The organism is Rhizobium sp. Root1334 (assembly GCF_001426665.1).
Taxonomy (GTDB): domain Bacteria; phylum Pseudomonadota; class Alphaproteobacteria; order Rhizobiales; family Rhizobiaceae; genus Pararhizobium.
On record NZ_LMEY01000012.1, the window covers coordinates 169,823 to 182,400 of the forward strand.

Below are 12,578 nucleotides of genomic sequence, written 5' to 3' on the forward strand. Positions count from 1 at the left end.
TGGTATATGCTGGATGCACGGGCGATTGAACACGACGCCCGTGGCGGCGAGTACGCCAATATCGAGAGCATCGGATTGCCGTCAAGGATACCGCAATCCCCTCGAAACTTGAAATACTGATTGTTCTCGAATGACGTGACGACGCGTGTTCCTGGAGGAGAATTGGTCATGACAACATTTCATGTAATGGCAGGATCCAGCGACGGGCTCACACATCCGGAGATACGCAGGATCGGTGTTTCCGACGTTTTCGACGCGTTGCGTCTCGGCTGGCAGGATTTCAACGCAAAACCGTCTCACTACGTCTTTCTCTGCCTGATCTATCCGATTGCCGGCGTCGTCCTTGCGACCTGGAGTTCGGGCGTCAATATGCTGCCGCTGCTCTATCCTCTGGCTTCCGGTTTTGCCCTGCTTGGCCCGGTCGCAGCCATCGGTCTCTACGAGATCAGCAGACGCCGGGAAATAGGGATGGATACCTCCTGGCGGCACGCCTTCGATGTCCGCCGCTCCCCGGCACTGCCGTCGATCCTCGCCTTGGCTTTCATGCTGCTCGTTCTCTTCGTCGTCTGGCTGATGGTCGCGCAATCGCTCTACACGCAACTGTTCGGCGACGTGCCGGCATCGTCGCTTTCGGCGCTCTACAATCAGATCGTTGGAACCGATCAAGGGTGGAGCCTTGTCCTGATCGGCAATGCAGTCGGCTTCGTCTTTGCGGTTATCGTGCTTTCGACGGTGGTCGTGTCGTTTCCGTTGCTGCTTGATCGGGATGTTGGCGTCGTGGCGGCGGTCGAGACGTCGGTGCGCGTGACGCTTGCCAACCCGGTACCGGTGGCTGTCTGGGGATTGATTGTTGCGGCCGGTCTGGTCATCGGCTCGATCCCGGTTTTCGTCGGTCTCGCCGTCATCATGCCGATCCTCGGGCATGCGACGTGGCACCTTTATCGCGAGCTGGTTGTTGCGCCGAAAGGCAAGTAACCGCTCGACATGCCGCACCACGATAGGTGCCGCCGGGCATGGCGGCACTGTTTTTTCGCACGTAACGCCTGTGGCTTAGCGGAAATATTTGAAATAGGACGAAATCTGCGCCGATGTGTTGGACGACGTTTTAAGGCGAATGCCAATCTTGTCGCCACGGTACCATTGCACGACACCGGTCAGATGGCCGAACTCCTCGCTCTTGATCGAGACTTCCTGACCGGTCCTGGCATTGATATCGAAGTAGAGCTGAAAGCAAATCCCGGTTTCCGACAGGTCCTTGACGATCCCCCGGCTTGACCCGCCCTTGCAAGTGACTTCACCGGTGAATTTTGTTACCGTTCGTGTGGCTTTGCGTTCGATTGTCTGCTGGCTCGGCATGGTCCCCTCCAACTTTTGCATTTTCACTCCGTCGCAGTCTCCTATGGAAGACTGACAAAAGGTTTGAAAAAATCATTCGCAGTTGAATGAACCGGGTCGAAATAAGACATTGCAGCCGCAAGAGTGCGGAGAGCCCGTCAGGCTCTCCGCAGAACGCGATCAGCCGAACACGCGGCGGAAGATCGTGTCGACATGCTTGGTGTGGTAGCCGAGATCGAATTTTTCGCGGATTTCCGCTTCCGGCAGGGCTGCCCGTACTTCCGCGTCGGCCAGAAGTTCCTCAAGGAAATCGGCGCCTTTTTCCCAGACCTTCATGGCATTGCGCTGCACGAGGCGATAGCTGTCCTCTCGCGATACGCCAGCCTGGGTGAGGGCGAGAAGCACGCGCTGGCTCATCACCAGACCGCGGAACTTGTTCATGTTCTTCAACATGTTTTCCGGGTAGATCACCAGCTTCTCGATGACACCGGCCAGACGGTTAAGAGCGAAGTCGAGGGTGATCGTCGTATCCGGACCGATGGTGCGCTCGACGCTGGAATGGCTGATATCGCGCTCGTGCCACAGGGCAACGTTTTCCATGGCCGGAACCACCGACATGCGCACCAGACGGGCAAGGCCTGTCAGGTTTTCGGTCAGGACCGGATTACGCTTGTGCGGCATGGCCGACGAGCCCTTCTGGCCCGGCGAGAAGAATTCTTCCGCTTCCAGAACCTCGGTGCGCTGCATATGGCGGATTTCGGTAGCGACGTTTTCGATCGAGGACCCGATCACGCCGAGTGTTGCGAAGAACATCGCGTGACGGTCGCGTGGGATCACCTGCGTGGAGATCGGTTCGGCAACGAGGCCGAGCTTTTCGCAGACATATTCTTCGACATGCGGGTCGATATTGGCAAAGGTGCCGACAGCGCCGGAGATTGCGCCGGTGGCGATTTCTGCCCGGGCAGCGACCAGACGGTCGCGGTTGCGCTTCATCTCGGCGTAGAACCGGGCGAAGGTCAGGCCCATCGTGGTCGGCTCGGCATGGATGCCGTGGCTGCGGCCAATGCGGACCGTGTCCTTATGTTCGAAGGCGCGGGTCTTCAGGGCATTGAGTACGCGATCAAGGTCAGCAAGCAACAGGTCGGCTGCGCGCACCAACTGGATGTTCAACGTGGTGTCGAGGACGTCGGACGAGGTCATGCCCTGGTGGACGAACCGGCTGTCGGGACCGATGAATTCAGCCAGATGCGTCAGGAAGGCGATGACGTCATGCTTGGTGACGGCTTCGATCTCGTCGATACGCGCAACGTCGAAAGTTGCCGCGCCGCCCTTTTCCCAGATTGTCCGCGCGGCTTCCTTGGGGATAACACCGAGATCAGCCAGTGCGTCGCAGGCATAGGCTTCGATTTCGAACCAGATGCGGAATTTGGTTTCCGGCGACCAGATGGCCACCATTTCCGGCCGGGAGTAACGGGGGATCATGGGCTTTCAGCTTTCGTCACGATGGGAGTTGCTGAGCCTCTAGCAAAGATACACGGCAATCTCAACGTTGCTGTTCGGGCGTGCGCCAAGTCAGCCACAGGCTGGCGAGAGCCAGAGCGGCAAATCCGATCGGCAGATAGAGGCGAATGCCCATGACGATGAACTGATAAATGGCACTGGCTGAGGTAAATGCGAACTGGTAGGCCCAGAGACCGGTGCCAAATGGCGCATGCCAGCGGGCATAGAAAATCCGGTAATCAAGGGCGAAAAGTACAGCCGTGATGGCGATGGTGCAAAGCGTCAAGCACAGGAAGAATGCCGCAAAGCGGGTTTCCCGGCCTCTGCCAATGGCACCGAAACGGCCAAGCAGCAACGCGAATGGCCAGGAAACCAGACCACCCAAAAAGAACAGCACAAGAATGCTGTAAAGATGCGATGTCTCTGCTCCATTCCGCAGATACAGCGCAACCAGTGCCGACAGCGCCATGACCACGCCCCAGACCGGTGCGCCGAACAGGACTTCGCGAAAACTCGGCAAGGAGGCACGCATCCGCGCCGCCATCGCCGAAACTGCACCCGTTTCTTGACGCTCGGATGAAATCATGGCGCTGCGGGCTCCGGAACGGCGATCCAGCGCCCGTCACGTCCTTCGAAACCGACGCTCAAGACCTGAACGAGGACAACGTGGACCGGTTCGCCTTGCGGTGGATTATACACCATGACGCCGCCGATACGATAACCCGTCGGGCATTTTCGGCTATCGGGAATGGCCGTGTCGGTGTGCAGAACGCGGTCCGATGCCGTGCCGTCTTCAGTTTGGTAGGAGAGACGGAAGCCGGCCGATTGCGGCGTCACGTCCTTGCAGAGTGCGGAGGGGGCAAAAGGGATTTCGTTGAGCGTCAGCGTGAAATCTCCGCCGACCGGCGGATCGACGGCATATTGCCGGTAAGTCAGGCGATGAGGCGAGCTTTCCGTTTCCGTGATCGGATTGAAGGCGGCGAGCAGGCCGGGATTGGCGCCTAGATCGAGTTTCTGGGTGAGCGCAGCGGCTTTTTCGGCCGTTTGCGCCCTTACCTTGGCAAGGCTGGTGTTTTCTTCATCAATGCGCAGCCGGATCGGCGTGCCGGGTAAAAACGTGTCCTTGCGAGTGTCGACGAAAAAGATGTTCGAATAGGGAAAGCCGGAGCCATCCTGCACACCGTATTCCTCGAAGGCGAAGACACTGCCGTCCTCCGAAAACCCGATCGGCTGAAATGAGGCGAAATCGCCGGCACGGGCCGCGCCGGCAAAAAATGCCGAAGCAAGTAAAGCAACCGCGATTCCGCCTGAAAATCTCACCCGCGGCCTCCCTCAGCGTTGCTGCGCAGGATGTCGATGGTCTTACGGTAGGCGTCGACATGGCCACCGCTGAAGATCGCCGAGCCAGCAACGAAGACATTGGCTCCGGCCGACGCTGGAAGCGCAATCGTATCCAGCGCGATTCCGCCATCGACCTGAATGTCGATCGGCCGGTCGCCAATCATCGCCTTGATGCGGCGGATCTTCTCTTCCATGGCAGGAATGAACTTCTGGCCGCCGAATCCCGGATTGACCGTCATCACCAGAACGAGGTCGATCTTGTCGAGCAGATAGTCAAGCACGCTTTCGGGTGTTGCCGGATTGATCGAGACGCCGGCTTTCTTGCCGAGTGCCTTGATGGCTTGAACGGAACGGTCGAGATGGGGGCCTGCTTCCGCGTGGACGGTGATGCTGTCGCAGCCGGCTTTCGCAAAGGCTTCGAGATACGGGTCGGCCGGCGCGATCATCAGATGGCAATCGAAATAGGCCTGTGTATGCGGCCGCAGCGACTTAATCACATCCGGCCCGAACGAGATATTCGGAACGAAATGGCCATCCATGATGTCCAGATGGATCCAGTCGGCACCGGCGGCAACGACGTCGCGTACTTCCTGTCCGAGTTTAGCGTAATCGGCGGCGAGAATGGAGGGGGCGATGCGGATAGGCAGGGGCATGATAGGGGGCTCCAACTGTTTTGCGGGCAATAGCACCGCTTTTCGTGGCAAACAACCGATGTTGCCGCTTCGCCGTCATGCCGGGTCTAGCGCTGCACCGCCCAAACGGGAAGCAGATCGTTTTCCTGCGGCGTCGCATCGTGCACACCACGGGCGATGGCGCGGGCCATGACGGATGCGGCAGCCGCGCCAAGATCAATGAAATCCTGCAGCGATATGGTTTTGCCGCTGGTTCCTGTCGCCAGCGAAAAAACCAGGTCGCCGTCAAGCGGAGTATGGGACGGCCACAGCGCACGGGAAAAACCGTCGTGAGCGGCGATCGCCAGCCGTTTTGCCTCGGCCTTGGTCAGAACCGCATCGGTAGCGATCACCGCGATCGTGGTATTTTTAGTTTCACTCTGCCTGCCGCGGAACTTGATGCGAAGGTCTCGCGCATCCTTTGGAAATGGATGCGGCATGCCGATGCCGCCAAACTCTGCACCTTCCTCGAACGGTGCCGCCCAGAAATGCCTGCCGTCACCGATGGTCGCCGACCCCAGCGCGTTGACGGCGACCAGTGCACCGATAGTGATGCCGTTGTCGAGGATCGTCGAGGCGGTGCCGAGCCCACCCTTGAAGGTGGCGGTCAAGGCACCGGTCCCCGCGCCGGCGGTGCCTGTGGAAAACTCCAGCGCCGCCGCCTGTACGGCTGCGTAACCCAGTTCACGATAGGGCGGGTAGAGGCCCCAATCCTTGTCGCTACCATTGATCAGGTCGAAGAGGATGGCGGCTGGGACGATCGGGATATGTAGGTCTCCGACCGGAAAACCACGGCCCATCTGGCGCAGCGCGGCCTGGGCGCCGGAGGCTGCATCGAGCCCGAAGGCCGACCCGCCCGACAGAACGATGGCATCGACGGTCTGCACGGTGTTGTGTGGTTCCAGAAGATCGGTTTCCCGCGTACCGGGGGCGCCACCCAGAACCTGTACCGCAGCGATGGCCGGTTGATCACAGACGACGGCGGACACGCCGGATTTCAGCCTATGATCCTCGGCATTGCCGACCTTCAAGCCACCAACATCAGTTATCGCGTTGCGCGGCCCCGGGCGCATCACGGGCTTCCCGAAACGGCCGGAGCAGTAATGAACCGGTTGTTTTGCCATTCCAGCAGGCGGTAGGGGTTTTCGGCCAGTTCGTGACCGGCGCTGAAGCGGATAGGGCCGAGAACGGTCTGGTATGGGCCTTTGGCCAGCGCAGCCAATACCGGGCCTCCGTCCTTGCCTGCCTGGTCCTTTGCCTGCTCCAGCAGCGTAACAGCTGCAAATGCCGGCAATACGTAACCCTCCGGAAGCAGTTTGGCCGCTGTCATGGCGTCGACGGTGGCCTTGGCGTCCGGCAGAGTGGCATAATCGGGCAGGGCGACAGCCAGGACACCATTTGCCAGCGGAACCGGCAGGTTTGCCGCATCCAGCGTTTCGCCGCCCATCAGCGTCAGCGAGACCTGTTCGGATGCGGCATCGCGAGCGATAATGGCTGTATCGGCGCGATCTCCGCCGGTGAATACGTGTGTCGCGCCACTCTTGGCAAGCCTTCGGACAAGGCTGACCTGCTGTTCCTGGGCGGGGCGGTAGGTGTCTGAGAAGGTTGGTGTCAGGCCGATTTCGGCCAAGGCGCTGCGCACGCTTTCCACCAGTTCGCGCCCGTGGATCGTTCCGTCTTCGATCAGTCCCAGAGGTTCGTTCTTCCAGCGCGACAGGATGATTTCCGTCACCTTTTCTGCTTCGGCCTTGGCGCTCGGCACCAACCGGAAGAACGGCCATTTCTTTTTCAGCGCGTCTTCCATCAGGATATCGGAGCGAACGCTCAAGGTCAGCGCTGGAATACCGGCCTCGGCCAACGCCGGCAGCGCCGCCTCCAGGCTTTCAGTGCACAGGAAACCGATCGCTGCCTCGGCGCCGCTGGCAAGCAGTGTCTTCGTCAGGGTCTCCGCATCCTTCGGCTCGCAGGTTTCCGGAATGGCGATGATCTCAGACCCGCGATCTTCTGCCTGAAAGCGGGCGCCATCCAGAATCTGTTGCCCGAGAAGCGCGAACGGTCCATCAGCCGGAGCGACGACGGCGATCTTCAGGCCCGCAGCCAATGCGGGAGCGGCCTGCACCGATCCGGCAATCACAAGGCTGGCAAAAATCGAACGAAACATGCGCTTATCCAGTTGAGAACGCCCATGTTTTAAAGATGTGGCGGCAGGGGTCAAAGGAAAAGATCGGAACCTGCGCACCGGGAATGGCGATTGCCGTAAATGACGAAGAAAAACCAGACGATGGGTTTCATATTTCGTTGCAATGTCTATGTGTTAGAAACGTACATCGATCTGGAGACTGCCGTGTTGGACAAGACCCAACTGGACCCGCTGACCTACCGTGATGCCATGAGCCGGCTGGCCGGGCATGTGCATATCGTCACGGCCGCCCACGAAGGTGCGCGGCGTGGGGTGACAATCACGGCCGCATGTTCGGTATCCGACGATCCGGCAACGCTGCTCGTGTGCCTCAATGGAGCCAATCCGCGCAACGACATCTTCGCCGAGAGCGGTAGCTTCGGGCTCAATCTGCTCGGCGCAGACCAGATGGATCTCGCTCATGTCTTTTCGGGCAAGAACGCTGTCGATCCGTCAGAGCGATTCTCTCACGGCACCTGGGGCGAGTTGAAGACAGGTGCGCCGATTCTTGGTGAAGCCGTTGCGGCATTCGATTGCCGGCTGATCGATATCAAGACCGTTGCCACGCACATCGTTCTGTTCGGACAGGTCGTTGCGGTCACGCTCGGCCAGCAGAAACCGGCACTCGTCTATCTGGACCGGGACTACCGCACGTTATAGATTTCCTCCAACGGAGCGAGGAAACATGACGACATACACGAATGGCGCATTGCCTGCCTCGATCGCCGAGACGATGGAGATGCTGGAAGCCGGTGATTATCTTGCCGGAACGGCGCTTTCGACCGTGCTTTTCCTGTCACTTAGAATGAAGCGCCCTTTGTTTCTCGAAGGCGAGGCGGGCGTCGGCAAGACCGAAATCGCCAAGGTCCTGGCAAAGGCACTCGACCGGCCGTTGATCCGCCTTCAGTGTTACGAAGGCCTGGATATTTCCTCGGCCGTCTACGAGTGGAACTATCCGGCGCAGATGCTGGAGATCAGATTGTCGGAAGCTTCGGGTAACGCCAATCGCCAGGCGGTCGAAAGCAACATATTTTCGGAGAAATACCTGATCCGCCGCCCGGTTCTCCAGGCGATCTCGGCAGAGGCCGGAAAGGCACCGGTTTTTCTGATCGATGAACTCGACCGCACAGACGAGGCCTTCGAAGCTTTTCTGCTTGAAGTACTTTCCGACTTTCAGGTGACTATTCCGGAACTCGGGACGATCAGGGCGCAGGAGCCGCCCATCGTCATCATTACGACGAATCGCACCCGCGAAGTCCACGACGCATTGAAGCGCCGCTGTCTCTACCACTGGGTCGATTATCCCAAGGCCGCGCAGGAGCTGGACATCATTCGCCGCAAGGTGCCGGGCTGCAACGAGCGTCTGTCGCGCGAAATCGTCGGTTACGTGCAGCGGTTGCGAACCATTGATCTGTTCAAGAATCCTGGTGTTGCCGAAACCATCGACTGGGCGACAGCGTTGACCGAACTCGATCGCCTGGCGCTTGATCCTGAAACCATCTCCGACACGCTGGGCACGCTTCTGAAATACCAGGATGACATCGCCCGGATCGAAGGCGGCGACGGCCGGAAAATCCTCGACGACGTCAAGGCCGAACTTCTGGCGGCAGGGTGATGTCATGGAGACGGCAGCCCGGACAGGAGACGGCGCAGTTCTTCCACCGCTGCATGAAGGTGACGGGCGGTTTGCCGACAATATCGTCTTCTTCGCCCGCGCCTTGCGCAAAGCGGGTTTGAAGATCGGGCCGGGGGCAGTCGCCGATGCGATCGAAGCCGTCGCGTTGATCGGCATTGGCAACCGCGACGAATTTCAAGCCACGCTACAATCGGTCTTCGTCAAGCGCCATGAGGACCAGGCGATTTTTAACGAAGCCTTCCGGCTGTTCTGGCGGTCGCGCGACCTGATCGGCAAGATGATCGCGATGATGTCGCCGGTAGCACCTGATTCACGCGAGAAAGCACCACGCCGCGCAGGCGAGGCCCGCGTCAGCGATGCGCTGTTTGCCGATCGCGATGTGGCGCGGCCGGTGCGCGATGAACCGGATATTGAGATCGATGCGCGATTTACCGCGTCCGGCCGGGAACTGCTGCGCCGGGCGGATTTCGCGCAGATGTCGGCAGCCGAGATTGCCGATGCCAAGAAGGCTTTGTCGGCGCTGGTACTGCCGATGGATGAGGTGAGGACACGCCGTTTTCGCGCTTCGCACCGGCCGCGCCGCATCGATCCGCGTGCAACGATGCGCGATGCGATGAAAACCGGCGGCGATCTCATCCTGCCGCGGTTTCGCGAGCCCAAGACCCTTCATCCGCCGCTGGTGGTGCTGGCCGACATTTCCGGCTCGATGAGCCAATACACCCGGATCTTCCTGCATTTCCTGCATGTGCTGACCGAAAAGCGCCGCCGGGTCCACACGTTCCTGTTCGGAACCCGGCTGAGCAACGTGACCCGCCAGATGAAGAAGCGCGATCCCGATGCGGCGATGGACGATTGCCTGCGCGCCGTCAGCGACTGGTCCGGCGGCACGCGGATCGGTGAAACACTGCATGAATTCAATCGTCTCTGGTCGCGCCGGGTGCTCGGGCAGGGCGCCATCGTGCTTCTGATTACCGATGGTCTTGAGCGTGACGATATCGGCGATCTCAAAATCGAGATGGACCGGCTGCACCGGTCCTGCCGCCGTCTGATCTGGCTTAATCCGCTGCTGCGTTTTGATGGTTTCGAGGCGCGGGCGCGTGGCGTCCGGGCCATGTTGCCGCATGTTGACGAATTCCGCGCTGTGCATAACCTTGAAGCGGTGTCCGATCTGGCGGAAGCTCTTTCCGGGAAAAGAACAGCTGATGCCGATCCCCGCCGTTTCATGCGGCGGCGATAACTGAAACAGGAGGAGAGCAGATGCTGGACCAGCCTCTTTATCCCGACCCGTTGACGGTTGCCGGGGAGTGGCATGCCGATGGACGCGGTGTGGCCATTGCGACCGTCATCGAAACCTGGGGCTCGGCACCGAGACCGGTCGGCAGCCATCTGGTCATCGATTCGGAGGGTAATTTTCACGGCTCCGTTTCCGGTGGCTGCGTCGAGGGGGCCGTGATCGTCGAGGCCGCCGAAGTCATCACGTCGGGGACGGCACGCATTCTCGAATTCGGCGTTGCCGACGCGACCGCCTGGCGGGTTGGCCTGTCCTGCGGCGGCCGCATCCGCATCTATGTCGAAAGGCTGGGATAAGCGATGTTGGTGGGGCATCTGCAGAGGCTGAACGCGGCGCGCGGGGCGCGATTGGCAACGGTGACGATTACCGAACTCGACACGGGAACGACACGGCTCTTCCACGAGGGAGAGCCACATGATCCCTCCGTTGCACAATCCATAGAGTCTGCGCTGCGTACGGGCAAATCCGGGATTGTCGAAATCGGCGGGCAGGCGGCCTTCGTCAATGTCTACCTGCCGCCGCCGCGCATCGTCGTGATCGGCGCGGTGCATATCTCGCAGGCGCTCGCCATCATGGCGGATATCGCCGGGTTCGATCTGTCGATCATCGATCCCCGTAGCGCCTTTGCGACGCAGGAGCGTTTCGGCCAGACGAAGCTCGTTGCCGAATGGCCGGAGGATGCGCTTCGGCATACGCCACTCGATGCCTATACGGCCTTGGTCGCGGTTACCCACGATCCCAAAATCGATGATTTTCCTCTGGCGCAAGCGCTTGAGGCGGGGTGCTTCTATGTTGGAGCGCTGGGAAGCCGCAAGACCCATGCCCGCCGGGTCGAGCGGCTGATGAAACTGGGGGTGGATGAAAACAGGATCGCCCATATTCATGCCCCGATCGGCCTCGATATTCGCGCCTCCAATCCGGCCGAGATCGCTGTCGCCATCCTTGCCGATATTATCCTTACGCTGCGGACGCGCGATGTAACGGCCGGGCGAGGGACTAAAGAATGAAATTTGGTCCGGTGCCGGTGGGCAAGGCAGAAGGCGCCATTCTCGCGCATTCAGCCAAGTTGCCCGAGGGGCGGCTGGCAAAGGGACATGTTATTTCCTTGGCTGATATTGCCGCGTTGCAAGGAGCGGGTTTCTCTGAGGTCATCGTCGCCCGCCTGGAGCCCGGTGATCTGCTGGAGGACGAGGCAGCCTCCCGGATTGCGGCAGCGATCGATCGCGATCACCTGACCTTCTCGAAAGCGGCAACCGGGCGGATCAATATTCACTCCGCGGTCGATGGGCTTTTCGTTGCCAGCCGCGCTGTCATCGACCGGCTCAACCGCATCGATCCGGCCATTACGCTCGCCTGTCTTGCCGATCACGTGCCGGTTCGATCCGGCGATATGGTGGCGACCATCAAGATCATCCCGCTTGCCGTTGCAGAACGGTTTGTTGATGAAGCCGCGGCGCTTCTGCGGGCTGAGCGCGCCTTCAGAGTCAAGCCGTTCGCCGCGCGCCGTGTCGGGCTGATCGCAACTCTGTTACCCACACTGAAGCCCAGCGTGATGGACAAGACGCGCCAGAACCTTGAGGCGCGATTGCGGCTATCATCGAGCGTGTTGGTGGACGAGCAGCGCGTGCCGCATGATACCCAAGCCGTTGCGGCAGCGATTTTAAAGGGGAGGCAAAGATTCGAGATGATCATTGTCTTTGGCGCTTCCGCGGTTGCTGACGCCGATGATGTCATTCCCGCCGCCATCCGGCTTGCGGGCGGGGCTGTCGATCATGTCGGCATGCCGGTCGATCCCGGCAATCTGCTCGTTCTCGGCAGAGTTGGGGATATTCCAGTCATCGGAGCGCCGGGCTGCGCCCGCAGCCCCAAGGAGAATGGTTTCGACTGGATCCTGAACAGGATCTTAGCCGGCGAATGGCCGACGGTGCACGATATTACCGGGCTTGGTGTTGGCGGGCTTTTGATGGAGATACCGACACGACCCTTGCCGCGTGGCTTGGCGAGTTCTGAACCGAATGGTGTTTCCGTCGTGGCCGTCTTGCTCGCTGCTGGCCGTACCTCGCGGATGGGCGCAACAGGCCAGCACAAGCTGCTGGCGGAATTTGATGGCGTGCCACTCGTGCGCCGCAGCGCGCAGGCAGCCTTGGGTGCCGGTGTTCAACGTGTCCTGGCGATTACCGGTCACAGGCAAACCGAGATTCGTGAAGCACTTGCGGGACTGAACGTCATCGTTGTCGAAAATGCCGCTTATTCGACGGGCATGGCCTCATCGCTGATCGCCGGGGTGAATGCCGCCGGCAATGACGCTGATGGGGTGCTGGTGCTGCTGGCGGACATGCCATGGGTTTCGGCCGAAGACCTTGCCGCGTTGATTTCGGCATTCAAGGCCGGGCGCGGGCTGACGATCGTTCGTGCCGTTTCTGCCGGAAAGCGCGGTAATCCGGTTATATTGCCGAGATCGACATTCGAATCGATCAGGCACCTGCAAGGCGATATCGGCGCGCGCCATATCATCGAAACCTGTGGGCTGCCGGTGGTCGATGTCGATATCGGGCCGGCTGCGCATCTCGATCTCGACACACCGGAGGCGATCATCGCCGCAGGCGGCATATTGAAAGGCTGATC

General features: G+C 60.2%; 14 protein-coding genes. 7 read left to right on the plus strand and 7 right to left on the minus strand.

Annotated features, from left to right (window positions below):
• Positions 1 to 168: 168 nt before the first annotated feature.
• A complete protein-coding gene (locus ASD36_RS14870; protein WP_060511018.1) occupies positions 169 to 975 on the plus strand; it encodes a DUF2189 domain-containing protein in 807 nt (268 codons plus the stop codon).
• A gap of 75 nt (positions 976 to 1,050) precedes the next feature.
• On the opposite strand, the gene ASD36_RS14875 is transcribed toward ASD36_RS14870, so the two are convergent.
• The 7 genes from ASD36_RS14875 to ASD36_RS14905 all read right to left on the minus strand — a co-directional run bounded on the left by ASD36_RS14875 (position 1,051) and on the right by ASD36_RS14905 (position 7,008).
• Positions 1,051 to 1,356, minus strand: a complete 306-nt coding sequence (locus ASD36_RS14875) for a PilZ domain-containing protein (RefSeq protein WP_060505511.1) — start codon at positions 1,354 to 1,356, stop codon at positions 1,051 to 1,053.
• Between the two features lie 159 nt (positions 1,357 to 1,515).
• Entirely contained in the window at positions 1,516 to 2,817 is a 1,302-nt protein-coding gene (gene purB, locus ASD36_RS14880) for an adenylosuccinate lyase (protein ID WP_060505510.1), read from the minus strand.
• Between the two features lie 61 nt (positions 2,818 to 2,878).
• Positions 2,879 to 3,421: a hypothetical protein gene (locus ASD36_RS14885; protein WP_060505509.1), complete on the minus strand. Its 543-nt coding sequence runs from the start codon at positions 3,419 to 3,421 to the stop codon at positions 2,879 to 2,881.
• A complete protein-coding gene (locus tag ASD36_RS14890; protein WP_060505508.1) occupies positions 3,418 to 4,155 on the minus strand; it encodes a DUF2259 domain-containing protein in 738 nt (245 codons plus the stop codon). The genes ASD36_RS14885 and ASD36_RS14890 overlap by 4 nt, the downstream gene beginning before the upstream one ends.
• Complete coding sequence (gene rpe, locus ASD36_RS14895; protein WP_060505507.1) at positions 4,152 to 4,829, minus strand: ribulose-phosphate 3-epimerase; 678 nt, start codon at positions 4,827 to 4,829, stop codon at positions 4,152 to 4,154. The genes ASD36_RS14890 and rpe overlap by 4 nt, the downstream gene beginning before the upstream one ends.
• Positions 4,830 to 4,915: 86 nt before the next feature.
• Positions 4,916 to 5,923: a P1 family peptidase gene (locus tag ASD36_RS14900; protein WP_060505506.1), complete on the minus strand. Its 1,008-nt coding sequence runs from the start codon at positions 5,921 to 5,923 to the stop codon at positions 4,916 to 4,918.
• A complete protein-coding gene (locus tag ASD36_RS14905) occupies positions 5,920 to 7,008 on the minus strand; it encodes a branched-chain amino acid ABC transporter substrate-binding protein (protein WP_060505505.1) in 1,089 nt (362 codons plus the stop codon). The genes ASD36_RS14900 and ASD36_RS14905 overlap by 4 nt, the downstream gene beginning before the upstream one ends.
• Positions 7,009 to 7,236: 228 nt before the next feature.
• Between ASD36_RS14905 and ASD36_RS14910 the strand changes: the two genes are divergently transcribed.
• The 6 genes from ASD36_RS14910 to ASD36_RS14935 are packed head-to-tail and all read left to right on the plus strand — an operon-like array spanning position 7,237 to position 12,576.
• Positions 7,237 to 7,686 carry a flavin reductase family protein gene (locus ASD36_RS14910; protein ID WP_244482297.1) on the plus strand — a complete coding sequence of 150 codons (450 nt, stop codon included), beginning with the start codon at positions 7,237 to 7,239 and terminating at the stop codon, positions 7,684 to 7,686.
• A gap of 25 nt (positions 7,687 to 7,711) precedes the next feature.
• Positions 7,712 to 8,641: a MoxR family ATPase gene (locus ASD36_RS14915; RefSeq protein ID WP_060505504.1), complete on the plus strand. Its 930-nt coding sequence runs from the start codon at positions 7,712 to 7,714 to the stop codon at positions 8,639 to 8,641.
• Positions 8,642 to 8,645: 4 nt separating this feature from the next.
• The gene (locus ASD36_RS14920) at positions 8,646 to 9,899 is read left to right on the plus strand and encodes a VWA domain-containing protein (RefSeq protein ID WP_060505503.1); all 1,254 of its coding nucleotides are present in this window, start codon (positions 8,646 to 8,648) and stop codon (positions 9,897 to 9,899) included.
• A gap of 20 nt (positions 9,900 to 9,919) precedes the next feature.
• Positions 9,920 to 10,249 (plus strand): XdhC family protein, encoded by a 330-nt coding sequence (locus tag ASD36_RS14925; protein WP_060505502.1) that lies wholly within the window; start codon positions 9,920 to 9,922, stop codon positions 10,247 to 10,249.
• 3 nt (positions 10,250 to 10,252) lie between these two features.
• The gene (locus tag ASD36_RS14930) at positions 10,253 to 10,960 is read left to right on the plus strand and encodes an XdhC family protein (RefSeq protein ID WP_060505501.1); all 708 of its coding nucleotides are present in this window, start codon (positions 10,253 to 10,255) and stop codon (positions 10,958 to 10,960) included.
• Positions 10,957 to 12,576 (plus strand): molybdopterin-binding/glycosyltransferase family 2 protein, encoded by a 1,620-nt coding sequence (locus tag ASD36_RS14935; protein WP_060505500.1) that lies wholly within the window; start codon positions 10,957 to 10,959, stop codon positions 12,574 to 12,576. The genes ASD36_RS14930 and ASD36_RS14935 overlap by 4 nt, the downstream gene beginning before the upstream one ends.
• Positions 12,577 to 12,578: the final 2 nt, after the last annotated feature.

What these genes read in the sequence shown, in the direction of transcription:
- ASD36_RS14870 (WP_060511018.1), top strand. Translation starts at nt 169, where the DNA reads ATGACAACATTTCATGTAATGGCAGGATCCAGCGACGGGCTCACACAT.
- ASD36_RS14875 (WP_060505511.1), bottom strand. Translation starts at nt 1,356, where the DNA reads ATGCCGAGCCAGCAGACAATCGAACGCAAAGCCACACGAACGGTAACA.
- purB (WP_060505510.1), bottom strand. Translation starts at nt 2,817, where the DNA reads ATGATCCCCCGTTACTCCCGGCCGGAAATGGTGGCCATCTGGTCGCCG.
- ASD36_RS14885 (WP_060505509.1), bottom strand. Translation starts at nt 3,421, where the DNA reads ATGATTTCATCCGAGCGTCAAGAAACGGGTGCAGTTTCGGCGATGGCG.
- rpe (WP_060505507.1), bottom strand. Translation starts at nt 4,829, where the DNA reads ATGCCCCTGCCTATCCGCATCGCCCCCTCCATTCTCGCCGCCGATTAC.
- ASD36_RS14905 (WP_060505505.1), bottom strand. Translation starts at nt 7,008, where the DNA reads ATGTTTCGTTCGATTTTTGCCAGCCTTGTGATTGCCGGATCGGTGCAG.
- ASD36_RS14910 (WP_244482297.1), top strand. Translation starts at nt 7,237, where the DNA reads ATGAGCCGGCTGGCCGGGCATGTGCATATCGTCACGGCCGCCCACGAA.
- ASD36_RS14915 (WP_060505504.1), top strand. Translation starts at nt 7,712, where the DNA reads ATGACGACATACACGAATGGCGCATTGCCTGCCTCGATCGCCGAGACG.
- ASD36_RS14920 (WP_060505503.1), top strand. Translation starts at nt 8,646, where the DNA reads ATGGAGACGGCAGCCCGGACAGGAGACGGCGCAGTTCTTCCACCGCTG.
- ASD36_RS14925 (WP_060505502.1), top strand. Translation starts at nt 9,920, where the DNA reads ATGCTGGACCAGCCTCTTTATCCCGACCCGTTGACGGTTGCCGGGGAG.
- ASD36_RS14930 (WP_060505501.1), top strand. Translation starts at nt 10,253, where the DNA reads ATGTTGGTGGGGCATCTGCAGAGGCTGAACGCGGCGCGCGGGGCGCGA.
- ASD36_RS14935 (WP_060505500.1), top strand. Translation starts at nt 10,957, where the DNA reads ATGAAATTTGGTCCGGTGCCGGTGGGCAAGGCAGAAGGCGCCATTCTC.